The sequence below is a fragment of the Pseudomonas sp. G3-19 genome (genome assembly GCF_054855875.1).
Genome location: NZ_JBMPIQ010000003.1, coordinates 2,231,934 through 2,247,917, shown reverse-complemented (window position 1 = coordinate 2,247,917; position 15,984 = coordinate 2,231,934). Strand labels below are relative to the sequence as shown.

General features: G+C 61.7%; 17 protein-coding genes. 7 read left to right on the top strand and 10 right to left on the bottom strand.

Going from position 1 to position 15,984, the window contains the following annotated elements; genetic code table 11:
* Positions 1 to 13 precede the first annotated feature (13 nt).
* Both leuC and leuD read left to right on the top strand, forming a co-directional pair.
* Positions 14 to 1,432 (top strand): 3-isopropylmalate dehydratase large subunit, encoded by a 1,419-nt coding sequence (gene leuC, locus ACOYXI_RS10345; protein ID WP_461674808.1) that lies wholly within the window; start codon positions 14 to 16, stop codon positions 1,430 to 1,432.
* Entirely contained in the window at positions 1,429 to 2,043 is a 615-nt protein-coding gene (gene leuD, locus ACOYXI_RS10340; RefSeq protein ID WP_134786979.1) for a 3-isopropylmalate dehydratase small subunit, read from the top strand. The genes leuC and leuD overlap by 4 nt, the downstream gene beginning before the upstream one ends.
* A gap of 126 nt (positions 2,044 to 2,169) precedes the next feature.
* Here leuD and ACOYXI_RS10335 read toward each other — a convergent pair whose 3' ends face one another.
* The 4 genes from ACOYXI_RS10335 to soxR all read right to left on the bottom strand — a co-directional run bounded on the left by ACOYXI_RS10335 (position 2,170) and on the right by soxR (position 5,271).
* Positions 2,170 to 3,120 (bottom strand): LysR substrate-binding domain-containing protein, encoded by a 951-nt coding sequence (locus ACOYXI_RS10335; protein WP_135296269.1) that lies wholly within the window; start codon positions 3,118 to 3,120, stop codon positions 2,170 to 2,172.
* A gap of 24 nt (positions 3,121 to 3,144) precedes the next feature.
* Positions 3,145 to 4,020: an alpha/beta fold hydrolase gene (locus ACOYXI_RS10330; protein ID WP_461674807.1), complete on the bottom strand. Its 876-nt coding sequence runs from the start codon at positions 4,018 to 4,020 to the stop codon at positions 3,145 to 3,147.
* Between the two features lie 239 nt (positions 4,021 to 4,259).
* Complete coding sequence (locus ACOYXI_RS10325; protein WP_103368493.1) at positions 4,260 to 4,718, bottom strand: VOC family protein; 459 nt, start codon at positions 4,716 to 4,718, stop codon at positions 4,260 to 4,262.
* 103 nt (positions 4,719 to 4,821) lie between these two features.
* On the bottom strand, positions 4,822 to 5,271 hold the full coding sequence (gene soxR / locus ACOYXI_RS10320; protein ID WP_103368494.1) for a redox-sensitive transcriptional activator SoxR: 450 nt from the start codon (positions 5,269 to 5,271) through the stop codon (positions 4,822 to 4,824).
* A 95-nt stretch (positions 5,272 to 5,366) separates the two neighbouring features.
* Between soxR and ACOYXI_RS10315 the strand changes: the two genes are divergently transcribed.
* On the top strand, positions 5,367 to 5,732 hold the full coding sequence (locus ACOYXI_RS10315; RefSeq protein ID WP_134786976.1) for an antibiotic biosynthesis monooxygenase: 366 nt from the start codon (positions 5,367 to 5,369) through the stop codon (positions 5,730 to 5,732).
* Here the strand turns inward: ACOYXI_RS10315 and ACOYXI_RS10310 are convergent.
* From ACOYXI_RS10310 to msuE, 4 genes are all read right to left on the bottom strand, one after another.
* Positions 5,729 to 6,832: a sigma-54 interaction domain-containing protein gene (locus ACOYXI_RS10310; RefSeq protein ID WP_134786975.1), complete on the bottom strand. Its 1,104-nt coding sequence runs from the start codon at positions 6,830 to 6,832 to the stop codon at positions 5,729 to 5,731. The genes ACOYXI_RS10315 and ACOYXI_RS10310 overlap by 4 nt on opposite strands.
* 25 nt (positions 6,833 to 6,857) lie before the next feature.
* Positions 6,858 to 8,045 carry an acyl-CoA dehydrogenase family protein gene (locus tag ACOYXI_RS10305; RefSeq protein WP_150368222.1) on the bottom strand — a complete coding sequence of 396 codons (1,188 nt, stop codon included), beginning with the start codon at positions 8,043 to 8,045 and terminating at the stop codon, positions 6,858 to 6,860.
* A gap of 128 nt (positions 8,046 to 8,173) precedes the next feature.
* Positions 8,174 to 9,319: an FMNH2-dependent alkanesulfonate monooxygenase gene (gene ssuD / locus ACOYXI_RS10300; RefSeq protein WP_223009464.1), complete on the bottom strand. Its 1,146-nt coding sequence runs from the start codon at positions 9,317 to 9,319 to the stop codon at positions 8,174 to 8,176.
* A gap of 10 nt (positions 9,320 to 9,329) precedes the next feature.
* Entirely contained in the window at positions 9,330 to 9,893 is a 564-nt protein-coding gene (gene msuE / locus ACOYXI_RS10295) for an FMN reductase (RefSeq protein WP_047599911.1), read from the bottom strand.
* A gap of 392 nt (positions 9,894 to 10,285) precedes the next feature.
* Here msuE and ACOYXI_RS10290 point away from each other — a divergent pair, with 392 nt between their 5' ends.
* The 4 genes from ACOYXI_RS10290 (at position 10,286) to ACOYXI_RS10275 (ending at position 14,494) form a co-directional block, all read left to right on the top strand.
* Positions 10,286 to 10,543, top strand: coding sequence for a hypothetical protein (locus ACOYXI_RS10290; protein ID WP_041069780.1), 258 nt, complete (start codon positions 10,286 to 10,288; stop codon positions 10,541 to 10,543).
* Positions 10,544 to 10,642: 99 nt separating this feature from the next.
* Positions 10,643 to 11,257, top strand: coding sequence for a LysE family translocator (locus ACOYXI_RS10285; RefSeq protein WP_210558415.1), 615 nt, complete (start codon positions 10,643 to 10,645; stop codon positions 11,255 to 11,257).
* Positions 11,258 to 11,462: 205 nt separating this feature from the next.
* Positions 11,463 to 12,629 (top strand): aminotransferase class V-fold PLP-dependent enzyme, encoded by a 1,167-nt coding sequence (locus ACOYXI_RS10280; protein WP_134786972.1) that lies wholly within the window; start codon positions 11,463 to 11,465, stop codon positions 12,627 to 12,629.
* A gap of 56 nt (positions 12,630 to 12,685) precedes the next feature.
* Complete coding sequence (locus ACOYXI_RS10275) at positions 12,686 to 14,494, top strand: aminopeptidase P family protein (protein WP_134786971.1); 1,809 nt, start codon at positions 12,686 to 12,688, stop codon at positions 14,492 to 14,494.
* Positions 14,495 to 14,543: 49 nt separating this feature from the next.
* Here the strand turns inward: ACOYXI_RS10275 and ACOYXI_RS10270 are convergent, their stop codons facing one another.
* A complete protein-coding gene (locus tag ACOYXI_RS10270; RefSeq protein WP_134786970.1) occupies positions 14,544 to 15,140 on the bottom strand; it encodes a 2-hydroxychromene-2-carboxylate isomerase in 597 nt (198 codons plus the stop codon).
* Positions 15,141 to 15,180: 40 nt separating this feature from the next.
* The gene (locus ACOYXI_RS10265) at positions 15,181 to 15,909 is read right to left on the bottom strand and encodes an SDR family oxidoreductase (protein ID WP_134786969.1); all 729 of its coding nucleotides are present in this window, start codon (positions 15,907 to 15,909) and stop codon (positions 15,181 to 15,183) included.
* Between the last annotated feature and the right edge of the window lie 75 nt (positions 15,910 to 15,984).

Here is a 15,984-nt window from a genome sequence, read left to right as displayed (position 1 = left end):
AGCGAGCGCCCTGATGAGCCCCAGAACCCTCTACGACAAACACATCGATTCGCACACCGTGTGCCGCCTCGACGATCAGGGCCATGTGCTGCTGTATATCGATCGCCAGGTGATCAACGAATACACCAGCCCGCAGGCGTTCAGCGGTCTGCGTGCTGCCGGGCGCAAGGTCTGGCGGCCGGGTACGGCGTTGGCGGTGGTCGATCACGTCAACCCGACCACCCCCAAACGGGTGGCGGCGATGCCTGATGCCGGCGGTGCGCGGCAGGTGTCGTATCTGGCGGAGAACTGCCGGGATTTCGGCATCGAACTGCTGGATATCCTCGATAAACGTCAGGGCATCGAGCATGTGATCGCCCCGGAGCAAGGCTTCATTCTGCCGGGCATGGTCATCGCTGCCGGTGACAGCCACACCACCACGTACGGTGCGCTGGGGGCGTTCGGATTTGGCATTGGCACCTCGGAAATCGAGCACCTGCTGGCCTCGCAGACGCTGGTCTACAAACGTCTGAAAAGCATGCGCGTGACGGTGGATGGCGAACTGGTGCCGGGGCTGACGTCGAAGGACGTGATCATGGCGCTGATCGGCCGCATCGGTGCGTCGGGCGCCACTGGCTATGCGATCGAGTTCTGCGGATCGACCATCGATGCGCTGAGCGTCGAAGCGCGGATGACCATTTGCAACATGGCGGTCGAAGCCGGTGCACGCGGTGCGTTCATGGCGCCGGACGAAAAAGTCTTTGCTTATCTCAACGGCAAACCCCGCGCACCACAAGGCGTACTGTGGGCGCGCGGCGTGGAAAAGTGGCGTGAACTGCGCAGCGATCCCGGTGCCGTGTTCGACCGCGAAATCCATCTCGACGCCAGCCTGCTGGAGCCGATGGTCACCTGGGGAACCAGCCCCGATCAGGCCGCGCCGATCGGTGCGCAGGTGCCGGACCCGCAACGCATCGACGATCCGATCCTGCGTCAGGACATGCGCCGCGCCCTCCAATACATGGGCCTGGAGGCGGGGATGGCGCTGCGCGATATCGTCATCAGCCACGCTTTTATCGGCTCCTGCACCAACGCGCGGATCGAGGATCTGCGTGACGCCGCCAGCGTGGTGCGCGGTCGGCGGGTGGCCGGGCATGTGCGGGCGATGATCGTGCCCGGCTCCAGTGAGGTCCGCGCTCAGGCTGAAGCCGAAGGGCTGGCGCAGATCTTCATCGACGCCGGGTTTGAATGGCGCCAGTCCGGCTGCTCGATGTGCCTGGCGATGAACGATGACGTGCTCGCGCCCGGCGACCGTTGCGCCTCCAGCACCAACCGCAATTTCGAAGGCCGCCAGGGTGCCGGGGCGCGCACCCATCTGATGAGTCCGGCGATGGTTGCCGCTGCCGCCATCAGCGGCCACCTCACCGACATCCGCCACTTTGGAGAACGCCCATGAGCCTGCAACCCTTCACGCAAGTCAGCGGCCAGGCCGCGCCGCTGCTCGCGGCCAACGTCGACACCGACGTGATCATGCCCAAGCAGTTTCTCAAGGGTATCGACCGTCAGGGACTGGATCGTGGGCTGTTTTTCGATCTGCGCTTTCTTGCCGACGGCACGCCCAACCCGGAATTCGTGTTGAACCAGCCAGCCTGGCAGGGCGCGAGTTTTCTGGTAGTCGGGGCGAATTTCGGCTGCGGTTCCAGCCGCGAACACGCGGTGTGGGGGTTGCAGCAAATGGGCATTCGCGCGCTGATCGGCAGCAGTTTTGCCGGGATCTTTTACGACAACTGCCAGCGCAACGGGGTGTTGCTGATTACCCTGGACGAGGCACAGGTGCAGCGCATTGGCCGGTTGGTGAGTCAGCCTGAAACGGTACTGATCAATGTGGATCTGGAGGCGCAGCAGATACGTCTGGCGGACGGTGAAGTCATCGATTTCCAGATTGATGACTTGCGCAAGACCGCGCTGTTGCTGGGGCTGGATGCGATTGGCAGTACCTTGCAGCGGCGTGAGCAGATCGAGGCGTTCGAGCGCGAACATCTGGCCGCCAACCCATGGCTGACCTGACACCCAACTAGCCCTCTGTAGGCCTTCGCCTGCTCGCGATGGCGTCGTGTCAGTCGAAATAATCATTGGCTGAATGACCGCCATCGCGAGCAGGCTCACTCCTACAAGGGTTTGGTGTTGCACCCGCTATAGCGACAAATCCTTGAAATGCCCCTGCAAAAACTCCACACACGCCCGCAGCTTTCCGGAGTTGGCCAGCCGCGTCGGGTACACCGCCCAGACATTGGCGCTCTGGCTGTAAGCGGCCAGCACCGGCAGCAGTCGGCCCTGTTCCAGCAATGGTTTCACATCCCACAATGAACGCAGCAACACGCCGCGTCCGTCGAGCGCCCATTGCAGGACAATCTCGCCGTTGTTGGAAGACAGCGGCCCACTGACCCGCACGCTTTCCTGTGTGCCGTCACGATCCAGATGCCAGACGCCGAAAGCGTTGTCGCGCTCCTTGATCACCAGGCAGTCATGTTGTTGCAGATCGTCCAGAGTCTGCGGTGTGCCGCGGCGCTCAAGGTATGCGGGCGCAGCGCACAGCACCCGGCGGTTACTCACCAGTTGCCGGCCGATGTGCTGGCCGGGCAGGTCGTCGCCGACGCGGATTTCCAGATCGAAACCCTCGTTGACGATGTCCACTGCGCGGTCGAACAGGTCCAGGCGGATCTGCAACTGCGGGTGAAGCTCGGCCAGCCGCGAAACCGCAGGCGCCACATGGTTGCGGCCGAAACCGAAACTGCTGCAGATGTGCAAGCGCCCGCGTGGGCTGTCGTGAGCGTCGGCGAGATCGTCATGCAGTTGTTGAAAATCATCGAGGATGCGCAAGGCCCAGCGCTGCACCCGCTCGCCGTCTTCGGTCAGCGACACCCGGCGACTGGTGCGGTGCAGCAGGCGGGTGCCGAGGGTCGATTCGAGAATCTGGATGCGTTTGCTGACGTAGGCCGGGGACAGGCCCAGTTCATCAGCGGCAGCGGCGAAACCGTTCTTGCGGATCACGGTCAGCAGCACGCGCAGGTCTTCGGGCAGGGGCACGGGGTCTTGGTTCTGGGACATGTGGGAACGAGCACTGGCGGCACAAGCCGCCAGCATAGCATCGGCGGTACAGGGCTCGATTCAGCGCAGGAAATCCAGCGCTTCGGCGAGCAACAGTTCGGGCACTTCTTCGGCCAGATAATGCCCGGCCGGCAGCGCCTTGCCACTGACGTTGGTCGCCACATGCTGCCATTCCTTGAGCGGGTCAAAGCAGCGCCCGACTGTGCCTTGCGCACCCCACAGCACCCGCAGCGGCAGGTCAAGATGATGGCCGGCAGCGATGTCGGCCCGGTCATGTTCCAGGTCGATGCTGGCGCTGGCGCGGTAGTCCTCGCAAATGCCTCGGGCGCTGCCGGGACGTTGCAGGCAACGCAGGTATTCGCCGAACGCTGGCTCGGTGAACGGCGCGAGTCCGGCGCTGCGGCTGCCCATCACGCTGCGCAGATAGGCTGCGGGATCGGCCTCGATCAGGGTTTCCGGCAACGGCGCCGGGCGGATCAGAAAGAACCAGTGCCAATAGGCGCGGGCGAACGCTTCGTTGGTCTGCGTGTACATTGCCAGGGTCGGGGCGATGTCCAGCAGCATCATCCGTTGCACCGCAGCGCGGTGGTCGAGGGCCAGGCGATGGCCGACCCGGGCGCCACGGTCGTGGGCCAGAATCGAAAATTGTTCGAAGCCCAGCGCCTGCATCAACTCGAGGTTGTCCCTGGCCATTTCGCGTTTTGAGTAACGGCGGTGTTGTTCATCGGCAACCGGTCGGGCGCTGTCGCCATAGCCGCGCAGGTCGGCGGCGACCACGGTGAAATGCTCCGCCAACTGCTCGGCAATCTTGTGCCAGATCACGTGGGTCTGCGGGTGTCCGTGCAACAGCAACAGCCCCGGGCCGCTGCCGCCAAGGCAATAGGCGATGTCGACGCCGTTGACGTGGCGCTGGTCTTTGACGAATCCGGCAAACATCGGGCTGATCCTTGTTCAGGTGCGGGTGGGATGCATCCTGAAAGTGTTCGGCATTCGGGGCAAGGGTTGAAGCGTGGTGTGGTGGTTCATGAAGTGTGATGTGTGTCGCCAGGGCTGGCCCCTTCGCGGGCAAGCCCGCTCCCACAGTGTTTTTCTGTGTGACACCCATCGTATAAACACCGGAGATCCCTGTGGGAGCGGGCTTGCCCGCGAAGAGGCCAGCCCAAACCCTGAAAATCTCAACCCTGACTGAACATCTCCATCGCCCGCTGCTTGATCTGCTCTTCCGTCAGATCCTCCTTGCGCGTCGCCAGAAACCACAGGTGCCCATAGGGATCCTTCAGCGTCCCGCTGCGATCACCATAAAACTGATCCTTGACCTCCGACACCGCTTTCGCCCCGGCATCCAGCGCCCGTTGAAAGGACTTGTCGACATCAGTGACATACAGATGCAGACCGACCGACACGGCATTGTCCGGACCACTCAACGGCCCTTGATCGCACGGCGTGCCGAGCATGATCGCGCTGTCGCCAATGCGCAGTTCGGCGTGGCCGACGCGCCCGTCGGGCATGTCCAGGCGCATGACCTGGGTCGCGCCAAAGGCTTTCTTGTAGAACTCGATGGCTTCGGCAGCCTTGAGGATGCCGAGGTACGGGGTAATGCTGTGATACCCCTCGGGAATGGGTTTGACGCTCATGACGTTCTCCCTGTTTTTGTTTTGCGAGGTATGGCTCCACCGGATTTGTGGAAGATTCACTATAGAACTGTCTGCGCGGCCAGGATTTTTCCCCGACGAGCAGTCAGTCCAGAAAGTGCGCCCCCGGCCCCTGATCACCGAGCACATCGCCCTGATTGCGCAACGGGCAGGCCTCCATCGACAGACACCCGCAACCGATGCAACCGGTGAGCCGGTCACGCAACAAGGTCAGCTGATTGATCCGCTCGTCCAGTTCGCGGCGCCATTGTTCGGACAGGACTTTCCAGTCTGCTGCTGTCGGAGCGCGGTCGTCGGGGAGTCTCTTCAGCGCCTCGCCAATCTCCGCCAGCGGAATGCCCAGACGCTGCGCGACCTTGATCAACGCCACCCGGCGCAAGACTGCCCGTGGATAACGGCGCTGATTGCCGGCATTGCGCTGGCTGGTGATCAGGCCTTTGGCTTCATAAAAGTGCAGGGCAGTGACCGCGACTCCGCTGCGCGCGGCGACTTCGCCCACGGTGAGCTGTTTGTGCAGGTTTTCCGGGGTGATCATTTTGCAATAGGGCTCTTGACCTTGACTTAACTAGAGGTTTTACCCTGCAGGCCTTCGAGTCGCAAGACTCGTCTTACGATGAATGGGGACTTCTCATGCAAACCTCGACGAAAAATCGCAGTTTTACCCAATTGATCGAATTCGAGATCGAGCCGCGCCAGCAACCGGCATTGGTCAGTGCGCTGGCGCAGCAGAGTGAACATCTGGCGCAGCGCTACGCAGGCTTTGTCAGCGCCAGCGTCCAGGTCAGCGACGACGGTCGGCGGGTGCTGAGCTTGCTGCAATGGCAGAGCCGCGAAGCCGGGGAGGCGGCGTTCTGTCGCTATGAAAGCGGCGAGCAGGATTTCTGGCAGCTGATCCGCGCCCATCAGGCGAAGACCGTGACCTTCAATTCATTTCAGGTGTTGAGCAGCATCGCCCGCAGTCATGACGATGCGCTGCACTGCAATCTGGTGGGCTAGATCGACAACTGGATCAGGCGTTCACCGTGCAGGTTCTCCGTGAGTCGCCGCTTGTTCACCGCCAGTTCGCCGATCTTGATCAGCCGCGTGCGGGTGACATTGCGGCTCAGACCGAGCAGCGCGGCGGTGTGCACCTGGTTGTAATGGCAGAAGCGATAGGCGGCGCGCAGCAGGGCGTCTTCGACCTTTTCGTGGAGGGCGCCGGCCTGTTGTTCGAAGAGCTTCTGGAAGGCTCGCTCCAGCAGCGCTTCCGGTGAATCGTCGGCGTTCGACTGCTGATCGTCCGGGCGCTCGATGCGCAGGTTCGACAGGCGCAAATCGTCGCGCTCGATCACGCCGTTACGGCAGATCAACAGGGTGTGGTGGATGACGTTTTCCAGTTCACGGATGTTGCCCGGCCAACTGTAGCTGCGCAGTTTCTGTTCGGCACCGGGGCTGATGCTGACCCGTCCGTAACCCAGGCGCTGGCTGTAGGCCTCGATGAAATGTCGGGTCAGCGGCAGAATATCGCCGGGGCGGTCGCGCAGCGGACTGAGTTCCAGATTGACCACATTCAACCGGTAGAACAGGTCTTCGCGGAAGTTGCCGGCGTTGATCGCTTTCTCCAGTTGCACGTTGGTCGCGGCCAGCACGCGTACATCAATCGAAATGCTCTTGCGCGAGCCGAGACGCACCACTTCGCGCTCCTGCAACACCCGCAGCAACTTGACCTGAATCGCCATCGGCAAATCGCCGATTTCGTCGAGGAACAAGGTGCCGCCATCCGCCTCTTCGAACCACCCGGCCTTGGCGCTGAGGGCGCCAGTGAAGGCGCCTTTTTCATGGCCGAACAGCTCGGCTTCCACCAGCGATTCGGAGAACGCACCGCAGTTGACCGCGACAAACGGCCGATGCCGGCGGTGGCTCAGATTGTGGATATGCCGCGCCACCAGCTCTTTGCCGGTGCCGGTCTCGCCAATGATCAGCACGCTGGCTTCGCTCGGCGCGACCTGCTGCAGATGCGCGAGCAGGGCCTGGGACTTGGGGTCTTCGAAGACCTGCGCGGTGGCGCGGATCGACGTCGCCAGAGCGGGTGAGGGCGGAAGGGTCAGCAGTTGCATGGGGCTCGCTCCATTAAAGGCAAGATCAGGAATAGAACGTCGGCACCGGCAGCGCCTGATTCAGCGCCCAGTCGCCCAGCTCATGAAGTTTGTAATCGAGCGGGTCGTGCAGGGTCTGCGTGCGCAGGTTGCGCCAGTGCCGATCGAGACGCAGCGAAGCGTGGGTCGAGCGCGCGCCAGTGACTTCGAACAAACGGCTGCAAATCTCCAGCCCCTGACGACTGGCGGCGACCTTGGCGGTGGCAATCGCCGTGGCCAGATGTCCACGCTCTTCTGCCGTCAGGTTCGGGCCTTGGGCCCAGGCCTCGTCAAGCAGCGCGGCGGCCCGTTCGACCAGCAGGCGGATGCCTTCCAGCGCCACCCAGAACTCGCCGTAATGCGCGAGTACGTACGGGTCTTCACGCACATTGCGGGCGGCGGATTTGTGCCAGAGCCGGGTTTCGCTCAGCGTGTACTGGCGCGCTTCCTCAAAGGCACCTTCGGCGATGCCGAGGAACATGTGGGTGAAGGTCAGTTGCGCGATCAGCGGACGCAGGCAAGCGAACGGTGTGCTCAACGGACCTGGGTCAAGCAGCAGCTCGGATTCTTCGACCCGCACCCGTTCGAACGTGGCGCTGCCACTGTCGGTCTGGCGCTGGCCGATGTTGTTCCAGTCATCGTGCAAGGTGATGCCGCTGCGACCGCTGGGGATGGCCGCGATCAGCAACTTGCCGCCGGCGCTTTCGTCGACGGCCGAAGCGATCAGCATCTGCGAATCGCTGGCGCCGGAGCAGAAGCTTTTCTTCCCGGAAAACTCGCGCCAACCGCCGAAGTCCTTGACCACGGTGCGGGTGTCGAGCGGGTTGAGGGCGTTGCCCCAGAACCAGTTCTGCCGCGCTGTCTGTTCGAACCACGGCTGCCATTGTTCGGGACGCGAGAACAGGCGCACGGTGGCGAGCATCAGGTGATGAAAGCCGAAGACGTGGGCGATGGAACTGTCGACCTTGGCGAACTCGCGCACGACTTGCAGGGTTTCGCTCCATGTCGCGCCGAGGCCGCCGTAACGGGTGGGAATGCTCAGGGCCAGCAGGCCGCTGTCGCGCAGGGCATCGCGCTCGGCCTTCGGCGTGCCGCCGCGCTCGTCACGCTCGACGGCGGTGAGGGCGAATTCGGCGGCCAGTTGGCGCGCGGTCTGCAGCGGGGAGAGCAGGGTGCTTTGTGGTTTGGCGGTCACGCGGTGTTCCTCAAAATCGATGCAATCCCTGTAGGAGTGAGCCTGCTCGCGATGTGGTCAGCACAGTCGACATCACCGTCTCAGATACACCGCTTTCGCGAGCAGGCTCACTCCTACAATGGGCGTTTTTAGGCCTTGGCTTGGCCGGGCAACACATCGTTGGCAATCATTTCGCCAAACGGCCCGGTCAGGTTAGTCACGCCGCGTCCGGCCAGGCTTGCATACGGTTCGGGCAGCAGCGGGAACACCAGTTCGGCAAAGCGGTAAGCCTCTTCCAGGTGCGGATAACCGGAAAAGATGAAGCTCTCGATACCGAGGTCGGCGTACTCCTTGATCCGCGCGGCCACTTGCTGCGGATCGCCCACCAGCGCGGTACCGGCACCGCCGCGTACCAGACCGACGCCGGCCCACAGGTTGGGGGCGATTTCCAGGTTGTCGCGACGCCCGTCGTGCAACGCCGCCATGCGCCGCTGGCCTTCGGAGTCGAAGCGCGAGAAGGATTTCTGCGCGGCTTCGATGGTCTCGTCGCTGATGTGCTCGATCAGTTTGTCCGCAGCCTTCCACGCCTCTTCGGCGGTCTCGCGAACGATGACGTGCAGGCGAATACCGAACTTCACCTTGCGTCCATGGCGAGCGGCACGTTCACGTACATCGGCGAGTTTTTCGGCAACGGCGGCGGGCGGTTCGCCCCAGGTCAGGTACACGTCGACTTGCTCGGCAGCGAGGTCATGCGCCGCGTCGGACGAGCCGCCGAAATACAACGGTGGATACGGTTTCTGCACCGGCGGATACAAGGCTTTGGCGTTCTGCACTTTCAGGTGCTTGCCCTCGAAATCCACCGATTCGCCTTGCAACACCCGGCGCCAGATCCTGAGGAATTCGTCGGTGACTTCGTAGCGTTCGCTGTGGCTCAGGAAGCTGCCGTCGCCACGGTTTTCGTCGGGGTCGCCGCCGGTCACCACGTTGATCAGCAGACGACCGTTGGACAGTCGATCGAGCGTCGCCGCCATGCGCGCCGAAACGGTGGGCGAAATGATCCCCGGGCGGATCGCTACCAGATAACGCAGGCGTTCGGTCAACGGCACCAGCGCCGAGGCGATCACCCACGAGTCTTCGCAGGAGCGCCCGGTGGGAATTAGCACGCCGTGATAGCCGAGGCTGTCGGCGGCTTGCGCCACTTGTTTCAGATAATTCAGGGTGACCGGGCGCGCGCCTTGGGTGGTGCCCAGGTAATGGCCGTCGCCGTGGGTCGGCAGGAACCAGAAAACATCCATGAACAGCTCCTTAAGCGATTTTCAGCAACGGTTTGATTTGTGTGCCGAACAGTGGCGCGGCGCGTTCGGCGGCCAGGCGGATCCGCGCTTTCAGCGGTTCGCTGGTGATCTGGTAGTCGGCGAAATCGGCCTCGGTGGCGTACACGCCAATGGGCAGGGTCACGGCCTGGAAGAAACTGAACAGCGGCCGCAACTGATGATCGAGTACCAGCGCATGGCGCTCACTGCCACCGGTGGCGGCGAGCAGCACCGGGGTGTCGATCAGTGCGTTGAGGTCGATCAGGTCGAACAGATGCTTGAGCAGTCCCGGGTAGGAACCGCGATACACCGGCGCGGCGACGATCAGCAGATCGGCCTGTTCGATGGCTTGCAGTTCGGCCTCGACCTCGGCGCTCAGCTCCTGACGCGACAGGGCACCACCCAACGGGCGGGCGATGTCACCGAGTTCGATCAGATGACTCTCGACCGGTAAGTGTCCGGCCAGTTCGGCCAACAGCGCTTGGGTCAGCACCAGCGTGCGCGATGGACGCCAGGTGCCACCGGAGAGGGCGACGACTTTCAGGGGACGCGACATGATCAGTTCCTTTTTATCAACAGTTGCTCAGCGAGCAGTGAGTAAGTGCCAAGGCTTGAGCAAGCGCTGTACCAATTCCTGAGAGGCCCGGTTTACTTGGGCCTTAGCGCTATGGCGTGAGTCGGTTGTGCAGATATCAGGCGGGTTTGTTGATCTGCTGTTGCCTGGGCAACAGTTGCTGGAGCAACAGTTGTTCGCCGTGTGCAGGGATTTATAGCGGCTGCTGGTTATTCCGTAAAAGAACGTTAATCGATATTTATAGATCGTTAGGAGATATAGCGCGGATCAAGCTGAAATCCTGATAGCCACTATTGAGAGCGTTGATTTTCGCCCGGAGAGGCGCGGGCGTAGCCTTTGTCCATCGACTACCACCGCTCGCCAGGACGCTCCTCATGAATCGTTTACTGACTGTTTCGCTGCTGCTCGCTGTCTCCGTACTCGCCGGTTGCGCGACCCACGTTTCCCCCGAACAACGGCCGTACACCGCCGAAGAAACCCGCGAACTGGCAATGGAAGCGCTGAACCGCAGCGGCTTGTCTTTCGACGAATATCACGCGAAGAAAGCTGCACTACTGGGCGAATCGCAATTCGACAAGAAAGCTGAAATGAGCGCCGGGCGAGCCATACAGCTGCACGGTCGTCCAAGCTAATCGCAAACTGTACTGCTTGAATTTTCGCGTAACTGTCCGTGGGTTTGCGCGCTGCCGTGCGATAGGGTCAACACCTGAATGACCCTGACGGATTGCCCCATGACCCTCTCGCTTGATCTGCTGTTGGGCTTTGCCCTGTTTGCCCTTGTCACCTCGATTACACCGGGGCCGAACAACACCATGTTGCTGGCGTCGGGCGTGAACTTCGGCTTCAACCGCACCATTCCTCACATGCTCGGCATCACCTGCGGTTTCTTTGTATTGGTAGTCGCGGTGGGCTTTGGCCTGGGCGCGGTGTTCCAGACTTATCCGATTCTCTACACCGTGCTGCGCTATGTCGGCGCCGCATATCTGTTGTATCTGGCGTGGAAAATCGCCCATTCGGGCCCGGTGGGCGATGGCGTGGAAGGCGAGGCCAAACCGATAAGCTATCTGGGTGCCGCGGCGTTTCAGTGGGTCAATCCCAAGGCCTGGATCATGGCCATCGGCGCGATCAGCACCTACACGCCGATGCAGGGTTACTTCACCAACGTGGTGGTCATCGCCGCCGTGTTCGCCCTCATCAACCTGCCCAGCGTCGGCGTCTGGGCAGCGTGCGGCACGCTGCTGCGTAACGTGCTCAAGGACCCGCGCTGGTTGCGGGTGTTCAACTGGGGCATGGCGGCGCTGTTGGTGATTTCGCTGTACCCGTTACTTCTCGAAAGCTTTCACTGACGCATTGCTTCAACCGCCGGCCCGATGCCTGTTAAGCTCGGCTTCAGGAGCGTTCCTACGCACTTTTAAATGAAGTTGTTCTTCTTTAACGGCATCCGATCAGGTATTGATGACGGTCTCGAACCCAGGCGCAGCTCACAAGGCTGCGCTGTGCCGTTTGCAGACACGAGCCTCCTGATCCCGGAACACGCTCTGCGAGTCTTTTATGAATAAACGTCCGTTGTATTTCGATTACGCCGCCACCACCCCGGTGGACGAGCGGGTCATCCAGGTGATGATCGATTGTCTGGGGTTTCACGGTAACTTCGGCAACCCGGCGTCCAGCTCCCACGCCTTCGGCCAGCAGGCCCGGCAAACGGTCGAGCAGGCCCGTCGGCAAGTCGCCGAACTGGTCGGCGCCGAGGCTGCGCAGATCGTCTGGACCTCCGGCGCCACCGAATCCAACAACCTTGCCCTCAAGGGCGTGGCCCAGGCACGCGGCGTTGCCGGTGGCCACATCATTACCAGTCAGATCGAACACAAAGCCATTCTCGATACCGCCCGGCAATTGCAGGATGCCGGCGTCGCGGTGACCTATCTGGTACCGGACGCCGAAGGCCTGATCACCCCGCAGGCGGTCAGCGAAGCCATGCGCGACGACACCTTTCTGGTGTCGCTGATGCTGGTCAACAACGAACTCGGCACCCTCAACGATATCCCGGCGATCGGTGAAGTCGTGCGCGGCCGTGGCGCGTTGTTCCATGTCGATGCCGCGCAGGGCGCCGGCAAAGTGGCGATCGATCTGCAGCAGTGGCCAGTGGACTTGATGTCGTTTTCGGCGCACAAGCTTTACGGTCCCAAGGGGATCGGCGCGTTGTATGTCGGCCCACGCGCGCAGCAGCGCTTGCAGGCGCAGATTCATGGCGGCGGCCACGAAGGCGGGCTGCGCTCCGGGACCCTGGCGACGCATCAGATCGCCGGCATGGGCGCGGCATTCGCCTTGGCGGCTGCCGAATTCGATGCCGAGAAAAAGTCCATCGTGGCGCTGCGTGAACGGCTGCTCGAACAGTTGCTGAGTCTGCCGGGCGTACGCCTCAACGGCAGCGCCAGCCAGCGTATCGCGCACACGTTGAGCCTGACTTTCAGCGAAGGTGAATTCAACAGTGCGGCCTTGAGCCAGTCGATCGCCTTTTCCGCGACCTCGGCCTGCAACTCGGCGAGCAACACGCCTTCTCACGTGCTGCTGGCACTGGGGCACGACGCCCGGCTGGCCGGGCGCACCATTCGTCTGAGCCTCGGCCGTTTCACCACCGCCGATGATGTCGATCAGGCGGCAGCACTGATCAAAGGCGCCTGCGCCAGTGCCCCGGCATTCTGGGCGACAGGGCTTTAACCAGCCGGTTTTCACGGCTACGAACAATAACGATGAAGTGATTGGCAGGAGACATGATGAGTACCCAGACTTTGACCGAAGGAACGGTTCCCCAGCGCCTGGCGCACACCCGTGAACTGATGCGCCGTGAAGGCATTCATGCGTTGCTGGTGCCATCGGCCGACCCGCATCTGTCGGAATACCTGCCGGGCTACTGGCAAGGGCGGCAATGGCTGTCGGGCTTTCATGGTTCGGTCGGCACTTTGATCGTGACTGCTGATTTCGCCGGAGTCTGGGCCGACAGTCGTTACTGGGAACAGGCGACCAAGGAACTCAAGGGCAGCGGCATCGAGCTGGTCAAGCTGCAACCGGGTCAGCCGAGCCCGCTGGACTGGCTGGCGGAGCAGACACCCGAAGGTGGCGTAGTCGCGGTCGACGGTGCGGTGATGGCCGTGGCTTCAGCGCGCACCCTGAGCAGCAAGCTCGAAGCCCGCGGCGCGCGTCTGCGCACTGACATCGACCTGTTGAATGAAGTCTGGGCGGATCGCCCGAGCCTGCCGAACGCGCCGATCTATCAGCATCTGCCACCGCAAGCGACGGTCAGCCGTGGCGAAAAACTCGCCAAACTGCGCGAGACCCTGCAGGAACGTGGCGCCGATTGGCACTTCATCGCCACCCTCGATGACATCGCCTGGCTGTTCAACCTGCGCGGCGGCGACGTGTCGTTCAACCCGGTGTTTGTTTCTTTTGCGTTGATCAATCAACAGCAGGCCACGCTGTTTGTGGCTTTGAGCAAAGTTGATGCCGAGTTGCGTGCGGTGCTGGAGCAGGACGGCGTGACTCTGCGCGATTATCGCGAAGTCGCTGACGCCTTGCGCGCTGTACCAGGCGGCGCCAGCCTGCTGGTGGATCCGGCGCGGGTGACCAGCGGTTTGCTGGATAACCTCGACAGCGCGGTGAAACTGGTCGAAGGCTTGAACCCGACCACCCTCGCCAAATCGCAAAAGAGCGAAGCTGATGCGCAACATATCCGCAAGGCCATGGAGCAGGATGGCGCGGCGTTGTGCGAATTCTTCGCCTGGCTGGAATCGGCCTGGGGGCGTGAACGCATCACCGAACTGACCATCGACGAAAAACTCACCGCTGCCCGTGAGCGCCGTCCGGATTACGTGTCGCTGAGCTTCAACACGATTGCCGCGTTTAACGCCAATGGCGCGATGCCGCACTATCACGCCACCGAAGAAGAACACGCGGTGATCGAAGGCGACGGCTTGCTGCTGATCGACTCGGGCGGCCAGTACCTGGGCGGCACCACCGACATCACCCGAATGGTCCCGGTCGGAACCCCGACGGACGAGCAGAAGCGTGATTGCACTCGCGTACTCAAAGGCGTTATCGCGCTGTCGCGGGCGCAGTTCCCGAAAGGCATTCTCTCGCCGTTGCTCGATGCCATCGCCCGCGCACCGATCTGGGCGGAAAACGTGGATTACGGTCACGGCACCGGTCATGGGGTCGGCTATTTCCTCAACGTGCACGAAGGCCCGCAGGTGATCGCCTATCAGGCAGCACCGGCACCGCAAACGGCGATGCAAGCGGGGATGATCACTTCGATTGAACCGGGCACCTATCGTCCGGGTCGTTGGGGCGTGCGCATCGAGAACCTGGCGATGAACCGCGAGGCGGGGAGCAGCGAGTTTGGCGAGTTCCTCAAGTTTGAAACCTTGACCCTGTGCCCGATCGATACGCGCTGCCTGGAGCCATCCTTGCTGACGCAGGAAGAGAAGCAGTGGTTCAACGCCTACCATGCTGAAGTGCGTGAGCGTCTGAGTCCGTTGCTGGAGGGGGCCGCGCTGGAGTGGCTGAACACGCGCACAGCGGCGATTTGAATGGCTGAAACCCGGGCGCTGTTGGCAGCGTCCGGGTTCTGAGGTTTTTCTAAGCCTGACGCAGGGCCTCTTCGACGAAGTCGAGGCGGTCCTGTCCAAAGAACATCTGGTTGCCGATAAACATGCTCGGCGCGCCAAACACCCCGCGTTTAATGGCTGTCTCGGTGTTGTCCTTCAGGGCTGCCTTGACTGTCTCGTCGTTGGTCAGGGCCAGGACTTCATTGGGATCGAAGCCTTGTTCGCTCAAAACCGCAGCGACAGTCGCCGGCTCATCGAGAGCGCGTCCCTCCACCCACAATGCCTTGAACAGACAATCGATAAATGCGTGAAAGCGTTCCGGCTGGCGCAGTTGGATGCCGGTGACCGCGCGCATCAGCATCAGCGTGTTGATCGGGAAATGCGGATTGAATTTCAGCGGCACGCCATAACGTTTGGCGTAGCGATCCAGATCCTGAAACATGTAGCGGCCCTTCGCCGGAATCATCGCCGGCGACGCGTTGCCAGTCGCCTTGAACACGCCGCCCAGCAGCATCGGGATATAGATCAGCTCGCTTTGAGTGGCGGCACATATTTTCGGTAATTGGGTGTAAGCCAGGTAGGTGGCAGGGCTGCCGAGGTCGAAATAGAACTCCACGGTTTTCGTCATGTTCGCTGCTCTCTGATTATTGTTATGGAGGAGGCGGGGCTTACCAGCGTTCGTTCCACGGGCGCAGATCCAGCTCGAAGGTCCAGGCATCCCGTGGCTGACTGTGCAGATACCAGTAGTTTTCGGCGATGTGTTCGGGATTGAGAATACCGTCCTGATCCTTGGTCGCGTACTTCTCCGGGAAACTGTTGCGTATGAAGTCGGTATCGATCGCGCCATCGACCACTATATGGGCGACGTGGATATTCATCGGGCCCAACTCGCGAGCCATGCTTTGTGCCAGTGCACGGATACCGTGTTTGGCGCCGGCAAACGCGGCAAATCCGGAAGCACCGCGCAGCCCGGCGGTGGCGCCAGTGAACAGAATGGTGCCGCGTTGGCGGGTGACCATGCGCTTGGCCACTTCGCGGGCATTGAGAAAGCCCGAGAAACAGGCCATTTCCCAGATCTTGAAATACTTGCGCGCAGTTTCTTCGAGAATGCTGCAAGGCACGTTGGCACCAATGTTGAAGACAAACGCTTCGATCGGGCCGAGGTGGGTTTCAATCTCTTCAATCAACGCAATGACGTCTTCTTCCTTGCGCGCATCGCAGGCAAAGCCGTGAGCTTCGCCACCCTCGGCCTGAATCGCCTCGACCAGCGGCTGCAATTTGTCGGCGCTGCGCCGGGTGACGCAAGCGATAAAACCTTCTCTGGCAAAGCGCTTGGCAATCGCTCCGCCGGTGGCATCGCCAGCACCCACCACCAACACGACCTTCTTGTTATTCATGGGTAGATCCCTTTAGTAAACGATCGTTAAGTGAACGAACGTTATGCTAGGATCCGGACAACGTCAAGGCGGTCG

What these genes read in the sequence shown, in the direction of transcription:
- leuC (WP_461674808.1), top strand. Translation starts at nt 14, where the DNA reads ATGAGCCCCAGAACCCTCTACGACAAACACATCGATTCGCACACCGTG.
- leuD (WP_134786979.1), top strand. Translation starts at nt 1,429, where the DNA reads ATGAGCCTGCAACCCTTCACGCAAGTCAGCGGCCAGGCCGCGCCGCTG.
- ACOYXI_RS10335 (WP_135296269.1), bottom strand. Translation starts at nt 3,120, where the DNA reads ATGCTGGCGGCTTGTGCCGCCAGTGCTCGTTCCCACATGTCCCAGAAC.
- ACOYXI_RS10330 (WP_461674807.1), bottom strand. Translation starts at nt 4,020, where the DNA reads ATGTTTGCCGGATTCGTCAAAGACCAGCGCCACGTCAACGGCGTCGAC.
- ACOYXI_RS10325 (WP_103368493.1), bottom strand. Translation starts at nt 4,718, where the DNA reads ATGAGCGTCAAACCCATTCCCGAGGGGTATCACAGCATTACCCCGTAC.
- soxR (WP_103368494.1), bottom strand. Translation starts at nt 5,271, where the DNA reads ATGATCACCCCGGAAAACCTGCACAAACAGCTCACCGTGGGCGAAGTC.
- ACOYXI_RS10315 (WP_134786976.1), top strand. Translation starts at nt 5,367, where the DNA reads ATGCAAACCTCGACGAAAAATCGCAGTTTTACCCAATTGATCGAATTC.
- ACOYXI_RS10310 (WP_134786975.1), bottom strand. Translation starts at nt 6,832, where the DNA reads ATGCAACTGCTGACCCTTCCGCCCTCACCCGCTCTGGCGACGTCGATC.
- ssuD (WP_223009464.1), bottom strand. Translation starts at nt 9,319, where the DNA reads ATGGATGTTTTCTGGTTCCTGCCGACCCACGGCGACGGCCATTACCTG.
- msuE (WP_047599911.1), bottom strand. Translation starts at nt 9,893, where the DNA reads ATGTCGCGTCCCCTGAAAGTCGTCGCCCTCTCCGGTGGCACCTGGCGT.
- ACOYXI_RS10290 (WP_041069780.1), top strand. Translation starts at nt 10,286, where the DNA reads ATGAATCGTTTACTGACTGTTTCGCTGCTGCTCGCTGTCTCCGTACTC.
- ACOYXI_RS10285 (WP_210558415.1), top strand. Translation starts at nt 10,643, where the DNA reads ATGACCCTCTCGCTTGATCTGCTGTTGGGCTTTGCCCTGTTTGCCCTT.
- ACOYXI_RS10280 (WP_134786972.1), top strand. Translation starts at nt 11,463, where the DNA reads ATGAATAAACGTCCGTTGTATTTCGATTACGCCGCCACCACCCCGGTG.
- ACOYXI_RS10275 (WP_134786971.1), top strand. Translation starts at nt 12,686, where the DNA reads ATGAGTACCCAGACTTTGACCGAAGGAACGGTTCCCCAGCGCCTGGCG.
- ACOYXI_RS10270 (WP_134786970.1), bottom strand. Translation starts at nt 15,140, where the DNA reads ATGACGAAAACCGTGGAGTTCTATTTCGACCTCGGCAGCCCTGCCACC.
- ACOYXI_RS10265 (WP_134786969.1), bottom strand. Translation starts at nt 15,909, where the DNA reads ATGAATAACAAGAAGGTCGTGTTGGTGGTGGGTGCTGGCGATGCCACC.